Source organism: Ruegeria sp. YTSA108 (assembly GCF_059610185.1).
Map to the genome: position 1 here is coordinate 27,225 of NZ_JBXWND010000010.1, position 14,613 is coordinate 41,837.

Annotated in this window: 14 protein-coding genes; 6 read left to right on the forward strand and 8 right to left on the reverse strand. The window is 58.2% G+C overall.

Annotated elements, in window-relative coordinates:
- Window positions 1-5: 5 nt before the first annotated feature.
- From AC2FHW_RS14250 to AC2FHW_RS14260, 3 genes are all read left to right on the forward strand, one after another.
- A complete protein-coding gene (locus tag AC2FHW_RS14250; RefSeq protein ID WP_142637552.1) occupies window positions 6-1,040 on the forward strand; it encodes a glycosyltransferase family 4 protein in 1,035 nt (344 codons plus the stop codon).
- A 111-nt stretch (window positions 1,041-1,151) separates the two neighbouring features.
- The gene (locus AC2FHW_RS14255; protein WP_142637551.1) at window positions 1,152-2,174 is read left to right on the forward strand and encodes an aspartate-semialdehyde dehydrogenase; all 1,023 of its coding nucleotides are present in this window, start codon (window positions 1,152-1,154) and stop codon (window positions 2,172-2,174) included.
- 180 nt (window positions 2,175-2,354) lie between these two features.
- The gene (locus AC2FHW_RS14260; protein ID WP_142637549.1) at window positions 2,355-3,692 is read left to right on the forward strand and encodes a metal-dependent hydrolase family protein; all 1,338 of its coding nucleotides are present in this window, start codon (window positions 2,355-2,357) and stop codon (window positions 3,690-3,692) included.
- Window positions 3,693-3,784: 92 nt separating this feature from the next.
- Here AC2FHW_RS14260 and AC2FHW_RS14265 read toward each other — a convergent pair whose 3' ends face one another.
- Window positions 3,785-4,321 (reverse strand): SRPBCC family protein, encoded by a 537-nt coding sequence (locus tag AC2FHW_RS14265; protein ID WP_271950701.1) that lies wholly within the window; start codon window positions 4,319-4,321, stop codon window positions 3,785-3,787.
- A 104-nt stretch (window positions 4,322-4,425) separates the two neighbouring features.
- Window positions 4,426-5,076 (reverse strand): carbonic anhydrase, encoded by a 651-nt coding sequence (locus tag AC2FHW_RS14270; protein WP_142637545.1) that lies wholly within the window; start codon window positions 5,074-5,076, stop codon window positions 4,426-4,428.
- A 144-nt stretch (window positions 5,077-5,220) separates the two neighbouring features.
- Here AC2FHW_RS14270 and AC2FHW_RS14275 point away from each other — a divergent pair, with 144 nt between their 5' ends.
- The 3 genes from AC2FHW_RS14275 (at window position 5,221) to AC2FHW_RS14285 (ending at window position 7,790) form a co-directional block, all read left to right on the forward strand.
- Window positions 5,221-5,610, forward strand: a complete 390-nt coding sequence (locus AC2FHW_RS14275; RefSeq protein WP_271950724.1) for a hypothetical protein — start codon at window positions 5,221-5,223, stop codon at window positions 5,608-5,610.
- A gap of 63 nt (window positions 5,611-5,673) precedes the next feature.
- Window positions 5,674-7,056 carry a leucyl aminopeptidase family protein gene (locus tag AC2FHW_RS14280; RefSeq protein ID WP_271950696.1) on the forward strand — a complete coding sequence of 461 codons (1,383 nt, stop codon included), beginning with the start codon at window positions 5,674-5,676 and terminating at the stop codon, window positions 7,054-7,056.
- Entirely contained in the window at window positions 7,053-7,790 is a 738-nt protein-coding gene (locus AC2FHW_RS14285) for a C40 family peptidase (protein ID WP_271950695.1), read from the forward strand. Before AC2FHW_RS14280 ends, AC2FHW_RS14285 begins: the two co-directional genes overlap by 4 nt.
- Here AC2FHW_RS14285 and AC2FHW_RS14290 read toward each other — a convergent pair.
- From AC2FHW_RS14290 to AC2FHW_RS14315, 6 genes are all read right to left on the reverse strand, one after another.
- Window positions 7,787-8,137 carry a DUF2794 domain-containing protein gene (locus AC2FHW_RS14290; protein ID WP_271950694.1) on the reverse strand — a complete coding sequence of 117 codons (351 nt, stop codon included), beginning with the start codon at window positions 8,135-8,137 and terminating at the stop codon, window positions 7,787-7,789. The genes AC2FHW_RS14285 and AC2FHW_RS14290 overlap by 4 nt on opposite strands.
- Before the next feature lie 71 nt (window positions 8,138-8,208).
- Window positions 8,209-9,876 (reverse strand): ABC transporter permease, encoded by a 1,668-nt coding sequence (locus tag AC2FHW_RS14295; protein ID WP_271950692.1) that lies wholly within the window; start codon window positions 9,874-9,876, stop codon window positions 8,209-8,211.
- A 119-nt stretch (window positions 9,877-9,995) separates the two neighbouring features.
- Window positions 9,996-11,216: a phenylacetate--CoA ligase family protein gene (locus AC2FHW_RS14300; protein WP_271950690.1), complete on the reverse strand. Its 1,221-nt coding sequence runs from the start codon at window positions 11,214-11,216 to the stop codon at window positions 9,996-9,998.
- A gap of 19 nt (window positions 11,217-11,235) precedes the next feature.
- Window positions 11,236-12,069: an ABC transporter ATP-binding protein gene (locus AC2FHW_RS14305; RefSeq protein WP_271950688.1), complete on the reverse strand. Its 834-nt coding sequence runs from the start codon at window positions 12,067-12,069 to the stop codon at window positions 11,236-11,238.
- A gap of 108 nt (window positions 12,070-12,177) precedes the next feature.
- On the reverse strand, window positions 12,178-13,461 hold the full coding sequence (locus tag AC2FHW_RS14310; protein WP_271950686.1) for an ABC transporter substrate-binding protein: 1,284 nt from the start codon (window positions 13,459-13,461) through the stop codon (window positions 12,178-12,180).
- A gap of 73 nt (window positions 13,462-13,534) precedes the next feature.
- Window positions 13,535-14,611 carry a branched-chain amino acid ABC transporter permease gene (locus tag AC2FHW_RS14315; RefSeq protein WP_142637529.1) on the reverse strand — a complete coding sequence of 359 codons (1,077 nt, stop codon included), beginning with the start codon at window positions 14,609-14,611 and terminating at the stop codon, window positions 13,535-13,537.
- Between the last annotated feature and the right edge of the window lie 2 nt (window positions 14,612-14,613).

Consider the following 14,613-nt stretch of genomic DNA (forward strand, 5'->3'; position numbering starts at 1 on the left):
AGCCCATGTCCGACCCTGTTGTCATCGCACCCAACCTCAAACGCAGGCTGTCCGGCGTGACCGCGACGATTGCGCGGCTGGTGCCTTTGCAGGTGCAATGGATCGACATCGCCGCCACCGGACCGGGCCTTCCAGCCGACCTGCCCCATATCCCGCTGGGCCGCCTGCCCTTTCTGTCGCGCAAGACCACGCGCGTCTGGCATGCGCGCCGCAATACCGAGATGCTGTTGGGCCTGTTCCTGCGCAATGTCTTTCGTCTGCGCCTGAAATTGCTATTCACCAGCGCCTCGCAGCGGTCGCATACGGGCTATACCAAATGGCTGATCGACCAGATGGACGCGGTGGTTGCCACCTCGCGCAAAACCGCCGGATATCTTGAGCGGGACGCGCAGGTCATCATGCATGGCATCAACCTGCAGAATTTCACCCCGCCCGCGGACAAAGCCGCCCTGCGGGGCAAACTTGGCCTGCCCAGTGGTCTGCTGCTTGGGTGCTATGGCCGTATCCGGCACCAGAAAGGCACCGATGCTTTCGTCGATGCGATGATCGACCTTTGTGGCCGTTTCGAAGACGTCCATGGCATCGTCATGGGCCGCGCGACCGAAAAACACACCGGCTTTCTGGCCGAGTTGAAAGACAAGGTCGCCAAGGCGGGCCTGTCTGACCGCATCCTATTCAAACCCGAGGTCACTGTGGATCAGATCGCCGAGTGGTACCAGGTGCTGGACTTGTTCATCGCGCCGCAACGCTGGGAAGGCTTTGGTCTGACCCCGCTCGAGGCGATGGCCTGCGGCGTGCCTGTGGTGGCAACCGATGTCGGTGCCTTTGCAGAGATCGTGACCGACCCCTCACTGGGCCAAGTGGTCGAACCGGGGAACATTCCCGCCCTGGCTGATGCCGCCGCTGAAATGCTGTCGAACTCCGAGTCGCTGGCGCTATCCGGCAGCGCCGCCCGCGTCCATGTGGAACAGAATTTCGACATCTACGGCGAGGCAAAGACCTTGGTAGCGCTCTATGAACGGCTTCTAACCGACGCCTGAGGCGATGCACCGCGTCAAATCGGTGTCATTGGGGGAAATATCCCGTGAAACCTCTTTTTTCTTTGCTGCAACGCGGCTATGAACGCGCGTCCTTAACTTTGGAGACATGAAATGGGCTATCGCGTCGTAGTCGTCGGCGCCACAGGTAATGTGGGCCGCGAAATGCTGAACATTCTGGCAGAACGCCAGTTCCCCATCGATGAACTTGCCGTGCTGGCAAGCCGTCGGTCGCTGGGAACCGAAGTAAGCTTTGGCGACAAGACACTCACGACCAAAGACCTGGACACGTTTGATTTCACCGGCTGGGACATGGCGCTGTTTGCCGTGGGATCCGAGGCGACCAAGGTCTACGCCCCCAAGGCGGCGGCGGCTGGCTGCGTGGTGATCGACAACTCGTCCCTGTATCGCTATGACCCTGCAATTCCGCTGATCGTGCCGGAATGTAACCCCGAGGCGATCCACGACTATAAGAACAAGAACATCATCGCCAACCCCAACTGCTCGACCGCGCAGATGGTTGTCGCGCTGAAACCGCTGCATGATCGCGCCAAGATCAAGCGCGTCGTCGTGTCGACCTATCAGTCGGTTTCCGGCGCGGGCAAAGAAGGGATGGATGAGCTGTGGGATCAGACCAAAGCCATCTACAACCCCACCACCGAAGTTCCGCCGAACAAGTTCCAGAAGCAGATCGCCTTCAACGTCATTCCGCAGATCGACGTCTTCATGGAAGACGGCTCAACTAAAGAAGAGTGGAAGATGGTTGTCGAAACCAAGAAGATCGTCGATCCCTCGATCAAGGTTACAGCCACTTGCGTCCGCGTTCCGGTCTTTGTCGGCCATTCAGAGGCCGTGAATATCGAGTTCGAGGAATTCTTGGACGAAGACGAAGCCCGTGACATCCTGCGCGAAGCACCAGGTATCATGGTGATCGATAAGCGCGAACCGGGCGGCTACGTCTCGCCGATCGAATGCGCAGGTGATTTCGCCACCTTCATCAGCCGCATCCGTCAGGATTCAACCATCGAGAACGGCCTGAACCTGTGGTGCGTCAGTGACAACCTGCGCAAGGGCGCAGCGCTGAACGCGGTACAAATCGCCGAATTGCTGGGCCGTGAGGTCCTGAAGAAGGGGTGAGCGATACGCACAACCCTTAGCATTGATTAAGTAAACCCCGCTGCATGGTCAGCGGGGTTTTTTTTTATTGAACGTCGGCTAGGCGGACAAAGCCGACCTTGGAGAAAAGCGAGGTAATGCTTGAAAAATCTTGCTTCCGCTGAGATGGTTTATCCGACAGAATTTTCTGAGGAATTTCGAATGCATTTTCCCAAACTTGCCGCAGTTTCGTCGATTGCTCTTGCAATAACCAGTTCGCAAGCGCTCTCCCAGGATGGGGGACCGATACTGTTCACAAACGTCAACGTGTTTGATGGTGTGAATGAGGAAATGATTGCAAATGCCAATGTCGTTGTAACCGACAATCTGATCACAGATGTGTCCTCAGAACCCCTCGCCGTCGCCAATGGTATCGTCATCGACGGCGGTGGACGCACGTTGATGCCTGGCCTGATCGACGTACACTGGCACACGCTTTACTGCTGCAATCCGCAGAGCGTGGTTGTGACCGGCGATATTCTTGAGGTCGCGGTGCGGGGTGCCATCGGGTCCGAAGGCACATTAATGCGCGGCTTCACTACGGTGCGCGACGTTGGCGGCAATTCATTTGCCATAAAACGGATGATTGACGCAGGCGAGATCGAAGGCCCTCGTATCCTGCCGTCCGGCCCGCCCGTGACACAAACCGGCGGCCACTTTGACTATCGCCCCTACCAAGCGGTTCCGACGAACGGCGCGGATTCGCAATGGTACTGGTACAGCGTTGGTTTGATGGCGCAGGCTGATGGTGTTCCGGAAGTGGTCAAACGCGCGCGTGAGATCATGCGCATGGGCGCGACCCAGCTTAAGATTTCCACCGGCGGCGGGGTGTCATCTACCTATGACCCTCTGGATGTACGCCAATACACCAAGGCCGAAATCGAGGCATTCGTAGAGGTGGCTGACACCTACAACACCTATGTTGCATCTCATGTCTTCACGGACGAGGCAGTGGAGATAGCCGTTGCCGCTGGCGTTAAGTCCATCGAGCATGGCTTCTTGATGAGCCGCGAAACGATGGAACTGATGCGCGACAACGACGTGTGGTTGTCAGTGCAGCCTCTTCTGGATGACGAGGATGGCTTTTCTTTCGACGACCCTGTTAGCCAGCAGAAATGGATCGACGTCACCAACGGTACAGATTTCACCTACAAAACGGCGAAAGAAGTTGGCGTGAAAGTCGCTTTCGGCACCGACATCCTGTTCGATCCCAAACTGGCCGAACGTCAAGGCGCGTTCCTTGCCAAGTTGCAGCGCTGGTACACGCCATACGAGGTGCTGAAAATGGCGACTTCAACCAATGCTGAACTGCTCAAACTCTCAGGCCCGCGCCACCCCTATCAACAAGGCGATTTGGGTGTAATCGCAAAGGGCGCTTATGCCGACTTAATCCTTGTGGACGGCAATCCGCTGCAAGATATCGACCTGATCGCAGACCCGCATGAGAATTTCGATCTGATCATGAAAGACGGCAAAGTCTACAAGAACACGCTGGACTGAGTTCCAGATGAAGTCCTTTGCTCAAAGCCAGCTTTGTAACGACTGCTCGGGGCTCAAAGCCGCCATCCGAATACACCTCGGGGTCCTCTAAATCACCCCTGCCCCTCGACCAGCGTTTTCAGATTATCCAACCCGCGCTGGTAATCTCCGCCAACCCATTTATCCATCATCAGCCCCATCCAGCGGGACATGGGATTCATACCCAATTCGGATTCAAACCCCCAGGTCACTTTGGTGCCGCTGCCCTCCGGCTGCAGTTCAAACATGGCAATGGCAGTGCCCATTGGACCAAAATCCAAGGCGGTTCTGACCATCTGGTTTTCAACGCTTTCGGTGATCTCTTGCGAACCGGTGCCGACCTGCGGGTGATCCGACGACCAGTTCAGCACATTCCCGACCCCGGAATCAGGCCCGCCATAGGTCAGCTTCGTCTCGGGATCACGAGATAACCATGGCGACCATTTCTCGGTCTCCTGCATGGAGTTGACATAAGGAAAGATGACCTCGGGCGAGGCATCAATCGTGATGCTACGCGAAACATCTGTTTTGCCTGGCAATATAAAGGACACCCCTACCAGAACCAGAATCAAGACTAGCAAGGTGACAAGAACACGTTTGATCAATCGCATGGAATGCTCCGAATCCCTAAAATGACATCCCAAACTTATCAAAAAAACAGCGCAGAATCAGTAGTCTGATCCGCGCTGCCTGAAATTGTCGAAAATCCGCCGGGTCAGACGACCACGAATTTCTTTTCGCCGGGATCATAACACTGAAGGCCACCTTCACCGATATCTGTCCACAGACCGTGCAGGCTGAGCGAGCCGCTCTCTACCGCCGCGGAGATGAAGGGGAAGGTCATCAGGTTTTCGAGCGAAGCAACAACCGCCTGCCGTTCGAACTGGCGCGCTTGGTCGGTGCTGTCTTCGATATCGGCAACCAGATCATATTTTGGTTTGAGGATATCCATCCAGCGACCAACAAAGCTTTCTTTGGCTTCCAGTAGTGGCGCCTGGCCCTTGCACATGTCGATACAGCCCTGCACACCACCGCATTGGGAATGGCCCAGCACGATCAGATGCGCCACTTTCAGCGCGGTCACCGCGTATTCGATGGCAGCACTGGTGCCGTGATGATCACCGTCGGGCGCATAAGGCGGAACCAGGTTTGCAATGTTGCGGTGAATAAAGAACTCACCCTGATCCGCCCCAAAGATCGAGGTGACATGAACCCGGCTGTCGCAACAGGAAATCACCATGGCCCGCGGACGCTGCCCTTCGGTGGCCAGACGGCGATACCAGACCTGGTTTTCCGAATATGTGGTGGCTTTCCAGCCATGATACCGATTGACCAGATAGTTTGGCAAAGGTTTGGCGAATTCCATTCTTGTGTCCCTGTTCGTGTCTCGGTGGACTGCTGTAACCTGAATTCGAAGAAAATTCGAGCCATTATCCTGCCCCATGGCAAGGTTTTGCAAAGGAATTGCGCACCACATTCGGGCTATGCCGTGGGGGCGTATGGAATTGGGGTGAATGTGGTGGATAAGATCGTCACGCTTGAACACAAAGAAACAGTGCGGCTGGATTCGGATCGTCTGAATGGGCTGTATCGACAACTGGGTGAGAAAAACGCGTTGGACGTGCTGTGTCGCACGGTCGAGGAATTGGCGGTGCGCCTGTCGAATTGCGAGCGGTTCTGGAGACAGCGTGACTGGGCCGGGCTGCGCAAATGTGCGCGATCCATTGTGGCCATTGCCGAACAGATCGGAATGATGGCGCTGGCCTGTGTGGCCAATGATGTGGCGCAGAATGTGGACGCGGGCGACTCGGTCGCCGCCGGGGCCACGCTGTCGCGGCTGATCAGGGTGGGTGAGAAATCGCTGACCGTGATCTGGGATCAGCAAGATCTTTCGGTCTGACAGGGCTTGCGGACGGTCCATGGACGGCTAGGTTGGGCATAAGCCACAACAGTCGAGATTTCCATGACCCTGTCTTTCGCTCCATCGTCGGACGCATCTGTCCCCCTTCACGTCATTGCCCAGCCGGATCTGGACGATTGGCTGGCGGGTCAGCCCGAAGCCGAGACGACCTGGGCCAAGATCAGTGGATTTACCGGTGCACTGGGTCAGGTCTTACTGATTCCCGGCGCTGACGGTGCGATACAGTCTGCTTTGGCGGGGTATGGCACAACCATAGGCCGGGCCCGCAAACGTTTTCCTTTGGCCGCAGCCGCCGAAGCCCTGCCCGAAGGCACATATCACATCGCATCGAGCATAGACCAAGCTGATCTCGAAACCGAATGCCTAGGGTGGTTGCTGACCGGCTATGCCTTTGACCGCTATGCCAGCCAATCCCCGGCCAAGGCCCGATTGGTTGCACCCGATGGTATCGACGCAGCCCGGCTAGAGGTTCTGGCCGGGGCCGAGGCGCTGACCCGCGATTTGGTCAATACTCCGGCCTCGGATATGGGGCCCGAACAGCTGCATAGCGCAGCCGAAGCCCTGGCGCAGGAATTCGGCGCCTCTCTCGAGGTGGTTCTGGGCGACGCCCTGCTGGAACAGAACTTTCCCATGATCCACACGGTTGGCCGCGCCGCCGCGCAAGCGCCCCGGCTGATCGAAATGAACTGGGGTCAAAGCGGCCCAAAGCTGACCCTTGTTGGCAAGGGTGTGTGCTTTGATACCGGCGGGCTGAACCTGAAACCCGGCGCCTCAATGGGTCTGATGAAGAAAGACATGGGCGGGGCTGCCAATGTGCTGGGGTTGGCCCGGATGATCATGGCGCTGGAGCTGCCCGTGCAACTGCGTGTGCTGATCCCCGCGGTTGAGAATTCGGTTGCGGGGAACGCCTTTCGGCCCGGCGACATCCTGACCTCGCGCAAGGGGCTGACGGTTGAGATCAACAATACCGATGCCGAAGGGCGCTTGGTTCTGGCCGATGCATTGGCGCTGGCGGATGAAGGAAATCCGGACCTTGTGATCTCAATGGCGACGCTGACCGGCGCGGCACGTGTGGCGGTGGGTACCGATCTGGCGCCCTTCTATACCGCCAGCGATACCGCGGCGAACGCCTTGACCCGCGCCGCTGGCAAAGCGGCCGATCCTGTCTGGCGCATGCCTTTCCATGACCCCTATGAGGGCCTGATCGAACCCGGCATTGCCGATCTGGATAACGCTCCGGCAGGTGGTTTTGCTGGTTCGATCACCGCCGCGCTGTTCCTGCGCAGGTTTGTCGGTGACAGCCCCTATATGCATTTCGACATCTTCTCGTGGCAGCGCAGCAAGGAGCCCGGACGCAGCAAGGGCGGGTTCGGCCAAGGCCCCCGCGCCCTTTTGACGGCCCTGCCCGAGATTTTGGGCCTGTGACCCGGCAGCGCATCATACAGCCGGTCGTTGACCTGATGCGTGACCCCGACGGTCCCCGCGATCGCCAGCTGTTGTATGGGGATAACCTTCGCACGGACGAAGAGCGTGACGGCTGGAGCCGGATCACTGCGGACAAGGACGGCTATGCGGGCTGGGTCCGGTCAGACTGTCTGGCCCCCGACTTGCCTGCCACCCATTGGATCACCGCGCCCTCAACCCATGCCTATGAGCAGCCCGCGATGAAATCCCGGGACCGAACCTCGCTAAGCTTTGGCAGCAAGGTTCAGGCGCTGTCTGAACAGAATGGATTTCTTGAGACGGAACTGGGCTTTATCCCGGCCATACACGCCAAACAGATCAACGTCACCCTGACCGATCCGGTCGCCGTGGCCGAGCTGTTTCTGGGAACGCCCTATCTTTGGGGCGGCAACAGCCGGTTCGGACTTGATTGTTCAGGTCTGGTTCAGGCCGGAATGCTGGCTTGTGGGCTGCCCTGCCCCGGTGATAGTGGCGACCAGGAGCGTGATCTGGGTCAGGCGCTGACCCCTGGCACACCCGCTCAGCGCGGTGATCTGCTGTTCTGGAAAGGGCATGTGGCCTGGGTCTACGGCGACAATATGCTGCTGCACGCAAATGCGTTCCACATGGACGTGACCTTTGAGCCGATGGATGTTGCAATCACGCGCATTCTGGACCAGGGCGATGGGCCCGTGACCGCCCATAAAAGGCTCTAATCCAAGTCGACCGACCGTATCAGCTTGCGTTCCAATACCCGCAGAACCGTGCGCAGATCATGACCGCGTTTCAGGATGCGACCATCCATACCGACCACCGAATACATCCCTTGTCGTGCCCGCAGACGCGGGTCCTTTTCAACCCGATAGATCGGATGTTCTGCCGTGCGGCGGAAGATGGAAAACACCGCCATATCACACAGGTTCGAAATCCCGTAGTCGCGCCATTCTCCGGCGGCGACCATCCGGCCATAGACAGAAAGGATTTGGGACATCTCGTGCCGATCGAACGCGACGGGCATCTGGGTCGAGTTTGCAGAATACCGGCTGGGAGGCTGCATGTTCATGGCTCAAGCCTTGCCGGAAAACGCGTTCGAATCAAGCCCATCCGCAAATAGGTGTGGTTTTTTGGTCAAGTCTAACGCTGTCGCCCGACTTGCCGACAGATCAGGATCACCGGCAGCAACCCCACTGCCAATATGACCAGCGAGGGCACAGCAGCGCCCTCTAACCGCTCGTCTGATGCCAGCCTATAGGCCTGCACCGCCAGCGTATCGAAATTGAAAGGTCGCATGATCAGGGTCGCGGGCAGTTCTTTCATCACGTCCACAAAGACGATCAGCAGCGCTGTCAGCAGCGATGGCGTCAGAATAGGCAGATGCACCCGGCGCAACGTCCCCAGCGGTGTCTGCCCCAAAGACCGCGAGGCCGCATCCATATTGGCATGCACCGTGCTCTGCCCTCCCTCATATGCGCTGAGCGCGGCGGCCAGAAACCGCACCATATAAGCGGCTACCAACAGCCAGATCGAACCGGTAACAAGCAACCCGGTCGACAGGTCGAAATTCTGCCGCATCCATGCATCCAGTGCGTTATCGAAACTGGCAAAAGGCACCATCAGCCCGACGGCGATCACACCGCCTGGAACCGCATAGCCCAGCCGCGCCATGTACCCGGCACCAGAGGACACCCTCCCCGGCCGCAATCGCTGAAAGAACCCAACGCTGATGGCCGCAAAAACCGTGACAACCGCCGCCACACCGGCCAGCGTCAGCGAATTCTGAATGAACCCGAGATAGCGCCGTGACAGAAGGTTCTGTTCGGACTCCATCCCCATCTGAACCAGAATGAACACCGGCAACAGAAATCCGAACAGCACCGGTATGGCACACAGGGCAAAAGCCGCGCCCGCTTGCCAGCCCTTCAGCCGGGCGGATGGCAGCGAGGCGTGGCTTTTACCTGCCTGATAGTATTTGGCCTTCCCGCGCTGCATCCGTTCTGCCACGGCCATGACCAGCGCAAAGCCCAGAAGGCAGAGCGCCAGCTGCGCCGCACCCACCCGATCACCGATCGAAAACCAACTGGTATAGATGCCCGTGGCAAATGTCTGCACCCCGAAATAGGCCACGGTGCCGAAATCGGCGATGGTTTCCATGATGGCAAGCAGCACGCCACCCGCAATCGCGGGACGCGCCATTGGCAGCGACACGTGCCAAAAGGCCAGCCACGGACTTTTGCCCAACGCGCGCGCTGCCAGAAAGGCCGTTGCGCTCTGCTGCAGAAAGGCGGCGCGGGCCAGAAGATAGACATAAGGATACAAGACCAAGATCAACATCACCGCCGCACCCTCGGTCGACCGAATCTCGGGGAACCAATAGTCGCGCGGGCCCCAGCCCGTTACCTGACGCAGGGTGGTCTGGACAATGCCCGGGTGATCAAGAATGAATGTATAGGCATAGGCCAGCACATAGGCCGGAAAGGCCAGCGGCAGCACCAACGCAATTTCCAGAATGCGCACGCCAGGGAACCGCGTCATCGTCACGAGCCAAGCTGCGCCCACGCCGATGGAAAACGTGCCCGTGGCCACCAGCACGACCAGTATCAGCGTCGTCATAGCATAGCCGGGCAGAACAGTTTCCAGGAGATGCGAAACCGTATCCGTGCCGCCCGTCGTAGCGGCCAGAACAACCGCAAGCATCGGCAACAGACAGGCTGCCGCCACAAGGCAGGCCACTACGCCGACGAGGCGTGTACCTACAGCGCCGCGGTTGCGCCGTCCGTGCTCAGAGATTTCGATATCGGCCATGATCCCGGCTTTAACTGGCTAAGGCGCAGAGTCCGTCTTTAATCGACCAAAACGCTCGGAAACACCAGTGGGCAGCGAAACAAATCTGCGACACATACTGCCGCAGAGTTGCACAGCCTTCATTCGTAGACGCGCTGATCCTCGATCACCAAACCATCTTTCGGCAGCGATCCCGGCGCCACGACTTCGATCGCGCCTTTCAGCTTCAGCACCTCGACGACGGATTTCGCATAAACCAAGTCATTTCCGCCGGCGCTTTCGATCTGAACCGTCATCGTGTCCATCTCACCCTGGCGGGCGGCAATGACGCGCGCCTTGACGATTTCATCATGCTTGTCGACCAGCGCCGCGACCTGTTCAGGGCGCACGAACATACCCTTGATCTTGGTTGTCTGATCCGCGCGTCCCATCCAGCCCTTGATGCGCATGTTGGTACGACCGCAAGGTGACTGACCAGGTTGAACCGCCGACAGATCACCGGTGGCAAACCGGATCAGCGGATAATCGGGGTTCAGTGAGGTCACGACAACCTCACCCACTTCACCCGGCGCGACCGGGTTTCCGGTTCCGGGGGTGACGATCTCGACGATGACATGCTCATCAATGATCATCCCATCCATCGCCGGGCTTTCATAAGCGATGCTGCCCAGATCGGCGGTGGCATAGCATTGCAGACAGGCGATACCGCGATTGGCGTATTCCTGACGCAAAGACGGGAACAAAGCACCACCGCCAACAACGGCAGTCACGAAATCCAGTGCCACGCCCATCTCATCGGCCTTGTCCAAAATGACCTTGAGGTAATCCGGTGTGCCCGCATAAGCGGTGCAGCCGATATCGCGCGCGGCGGTTACCTGCAGTTCGGTTTGGCCGGTGCCGGCAGGCAGCACAGCAGCCCCCACCGCCCGCGCGCCACTTTCAAAGATCATGCCCGCCGGGGTCAGGTGATAGCCAAAGCAATTCTGAACGATGTCTCCGGGCCCGACACCTGCTGCGTGCAGGAACCGCCCCATCCGCCACCAGTCGTGATCGGTGCTGCCGGGCTCATAGATCGGGCCGGGCGACTGGAAAACATGATGGAAATGCCGGGCCGGTTTGACGGTAAACCCGCCAAAGGGCGGGCGCGACGCCTGCGCCTTAGCCATATCGGACTTGCGCAGAACTGGCAGCTTCACAAGGTCGTCCAGCGACTTTACAGCTGCCTTATCAACATCCGCCATATGCGCCGCAAACCCCGGAGCCGAGTTCGCGCGCGTGATCTGTACCTGCAACGCCTCAGACTGTTCAGAGGCGCGCTGGTCGGCCGAGCGGGTTTCTAGCGCATCGTAGAATTTCGTCATCGCCAAATCCTCCATCCGCCTACAGCCACCTCTTGCGGCGGCGGTATGAGCGCACATCGCGGAAGCTTTTGCGGCCGTCATCCGACATGCCCAGATAGAATTCCTTAACATCGGGGTTTTCGCGCAGCTCGGCAGCTGGGCCATCCATCACCACGCGGCCGGATTCAAGAATATAGCCATAATGTGCGAACCTGAGCGCCACATTGGTGTTCTGCTCGGCCAGCAGAAACGAGACGCCCTCTTTTTCGTTCAGATCTTGGACGATGCCGAAAATCTCTTCGACAAGCTGCGGGGCCAGTCCCATGGACGGCTCATCCAGCAGGATCGTCTCGGGCCGCGACATCAGCGCCCGACCCATCGCAACCATCTGTTGCTCTCCGCCCGACGTGTAACCCGCCTGGCTGCGGCGGCGTTCCTTCAGACGTGGGAAATAGGTGTAAACAAGGTCCAGATCCTGTTGGATCGCGGCCTTACCATCTTTGCGGGTATAGGCGCCGGTCAGCAGGTTTTCCTCGACCGTCAAGTGTTCGAAACAATGGCGGCCCTCCATCACCTGGATGACGCCTTTTTCCACCAGATCTGCAGGATCGCTTTCATGCACGCTGGTCCCGCGATACTTGATTGATCCCTTGGTGACTTCGCCCCGTTCCGAATGCAGCAGGTTCGACACAGCCTTGAGCGTGGTGGTCTTGCCTGCCCCGTTGCCGCCCAGCAGGGCCGTAATGCCCCCTTTGGGCACCGTTAGGCTGACGCCTTTCAGCACAAGGATCACATGATTGTAGATCACCTCGATATTGTTGACCTCAAGCAGGGTTTCCGCCTGCACGTCAGTGGTTTGTGCCGCATCCAGCATCAGCGCGTGTCCTCATGACTGTCCCGAGAGGGACCGTTGGGATAGAGCGGCGGCTGCCCGCCGCTCTGGTCAGTTTCGCGGCCCCGGATCAAGACCGGGGCCAGCCACTTATTCACACCCAGGTGTGATGTTGTTTTCCGCTGCATAGGCTGCAGAATCTTCTTCGATCAACGTGTTGATCACATCTGCATCGGTCGGCTGGAAGTCCTGAACCGGGTTCCAGGTTCCGGCCGCAGCATCCCACTGCACAACGCCGACAAGGCCGGGTCCGCCGTGATTTTCGCACGAGACCGAAAATTCAGGCCCGAAACCGGTCATGCCCAGCGCTTCCATCTTGGCGTTGGTCATTTCCAGCGCCTCCATACCATCGCGCATCATGGATGCGTCGATATCAGCGGTATTATGGATTCCCTGCGCAGTCTTCACAGCTTCAGCGGCCAGCATGGCGGCATAGAGACCGCGGTTATACTGAACCGAGCCAAGCTGATCGCCCGCACCCGCCGCTTTGCCTGCATCCACCACGTATTTCTGCAGATCGTCATAGACCGGATAGTCCATGCCCAGCCCGGTAAAGGTCAGTGCCTTATAGCCGTTTGCCTTGTCGCCCGCGGGCTGCACGTCAAATTCAGCGCCAGACCACCAGACACCGATGAAGTTTTCCATCGGGAAGCGGATGTTCGCAGCTTCCTGCACCGCGACCTGGTTCATCACGCCCCAGCCCCACATGATTACATAATCAGGCTTTTCGCGGCGAATTTGCAGCCACTGCGATTTCTGTTCCTGACCGGGGTGGTCAACAGGCAGCAGCGTCAGGTCGTACCCGTGCTTTTCAGCCAGAGTCTCCAGCGTGCGGATCGGTTCCTTGCCATAGGCCGAGTTGTGATAGACCAGTGCGATTTTCTTACCGTTCAGGTCACCATCGTTTTCGCTCAGCAGATAGTTGATCGCGCCCGACGCTCCGTTCCAGTAGTTGGCCGGATAGTTGAACACGTGGCTGAATACCTTGCCGTTCGCAGCAGAGGTCCGGCCATAGCCCATCGTGTGCAGCGGAATGCCATCTGCGGTCACTTTTGGGATCAGCTGGTATGTAATGCCGGTCGACAATGGCTGATATACCAAGGCGCCTTCGCCCTTTGTGGATTCATAGCATTCCACGCCTTTTTCGGTGTTATAGCCGGTTTCGCATTCGATCACATTGGCCGAAACACCTCCGATGCCGCCATCACGCTCGTTGAGCAGTGTGAAATAATCGGCATAGCCGTCAGCAAACGGGATACCGCCTGCCGCATATGGTCCCGTCCGATAGCTGAGCGACGGGAACACAAGGTCGGCCATGGCCGGACCTGCGGCCATCATGGCGCCCAGCGCCAGGGTTGCCAGTTTCGTCTTCATCGGGTGTCTCCTCCCTTGATTGGTCCGATGTTGAATTCGGGCTTTGCACCCGTCTTGTCTTTGGGCCTGCCTGTCAGTGCGGAAACGGCCAGAGTCTGAGTTTCTCTTTCGCCACACGCCAAAGCTGCGCCAGCCCATGCGGTTCCAGAATCAAGAACATGATGATGAGTGCGCCGACGATCACCAGATTGAGATGCGCAACGATATCAGTGGGCCAGCCCAGTAGATCGACACCGACCACCTTCAAAACAACCGGCAGCAATACCAAGAAAGCTGCCCCGGCGAAGGAGCCGAAGATAGACCCTAATCCGCCGATAATGACCATGAATAGGACCAGGAACGATTTCTGGATGCCAAAGACTTCGCCAACCTCAACTGCGCCCAGATAGACCGCAAAGAATAGCGCCCCCGCGATACCCACAAAAAATGAGCTGACAGCAAAGGCGGTCAGTTTTGCCTTAAGCGGGTTTACCCCGATGATCTCGGCCGCGATATCCATGTCGCGGATTGCCATCCATGTCCTGCCAGTCGTTCCCCGAGTCAGGTTCCGTGCAATGATGGCGCAGAAGGTCAGGAAGATCAGGCAGAACAGATAGGTTGCCCAGGCCGGAGCATTCGGGCCTGTGATGATGATGCCGAACACATCCCGCTCGGGCGCGTTGATCTGCCCAGATGCCGAGTAGTTGTAGAACCACGGCACACGGTTGAACAGCCACACCAGAAAGAACTGCGCCGCAAGCGTGGCCACGGCCAAATAGAACCCTTTGATCCGAAGCGAAGGCAATCCGAACAGAACACCGACAATGGCGGTGATCCCGCCCGCAAGGATGACATGGATGAACATGCTGACTTCGGGAAAGGCCGTCATCAGCTTGTAGCAGGCATAGGCCCCCACAGCCATGAACCCACCGGTACCCAGCGACACCTGCCCGCAATAGCCAACCAATACATTCAAACCGATGGCGGCGATCGCATAGATCAGAAACGGAAGCAGCAGCGCGTTCGCCCAGTAGTCATTGATGATGAATGGAATGATCCCAAATGCCACTGCCAGCACCACATAGTACCGATACCGGTCAAATTTGATCGGAAAGGTCTGGCTGTCTTCCACGTAAGAGGTTTTGAAATCTCCGGCCTCGCGATAAAACATGT

Bases quoted from the DNA above. Each gene is read 5' to 3' on its own strand.
- AC2FHW_RS14250 (WP_142637552.1), top strand. From the start codon at position 6: ATGTCCGACCCTGTTGTCATCGCACCCAACCTCAAACGCAGGCTGTCC.
- AC2FHW_RS14255 (WP_142637551.1), top strand. From the start codon at position 1,152: ATGGGCTATCGCGTCGTAGTCGTCGGCGCCACAGGTAATGTGGGCCGC.
- AC2FHW_RS14260 (WP_142637549.1), top strand. From the start codon at position 2,355: ATGCATTTTCCCAAACTTGCCGCAGTTTCGTCGATTGCTCTTGCAATA.
- AC2FHW_RS14265 (WP_271950701.1), bottom strand. From the start codon at position 4,321: ATGCGATTGATCAAACGTGTTCTTGTCACCTTGCTAGTCTTGATTCTG.
- AC2FHW_RS14270 (WP_142637545.1), bottom strand. From the start codon at position 5,076: ATGGAATTCGCCAAACCTTTGCCAAACTATCTGGTCAATCGGTATCAT.
- AC2FHW_RS14280 (WP_271950696.1), top strand. From the start codon at position 5,674: ATGACCCTGTCTTTCGCTCCATCGTCGGACGCATCTGTCCCCCTTCAC.
- AC2FHW_RS14290 (WP_271950694.1), bottom strand. From the start codon at position 8,137: ATGAACATGCAGCCTCCCAGCCGGTATTCTGCAAACTCGACCCAGATG.
- AC2FHW_RS14295 (WP_271950692.1), bottom strand. From the start codon at position 9,876: ATGGCCGATATCGAAATCTCTGAGCACGGACGGCGCAACCGCGGCGCT.
- AC2FHW_RS14300 (WP_271950690.1), bottom strand. From the start codon at position 11,216: ATGACGAAATTCTACGATGCGCTAGAAACCCGCTCGGCCGACCAGCGC.
- AC2FHW_RS14305 (WP_271950688.1), bottom strand. From the start codon at position 12,069: ATGCTGGATGCGGCACAAACCACTGACGTGCAGGCGGAAACCCTGCTT.
- AC2FHW_RS14310 (WP_271950686.1), bottom strand. From the start codon at position 13,461: ATGAAGACGAAACTGGCAACCCTGGCGCTGGGCGCCATGATGGCCGCA.
- AC2FHW_RS14315 (WP_142637529.1), bottom strand. From the start codon at position 14,611: ATGTTTTATCGCGAGGCCGGAGATTTCAAAACCTCTTACGTGGAAGAC.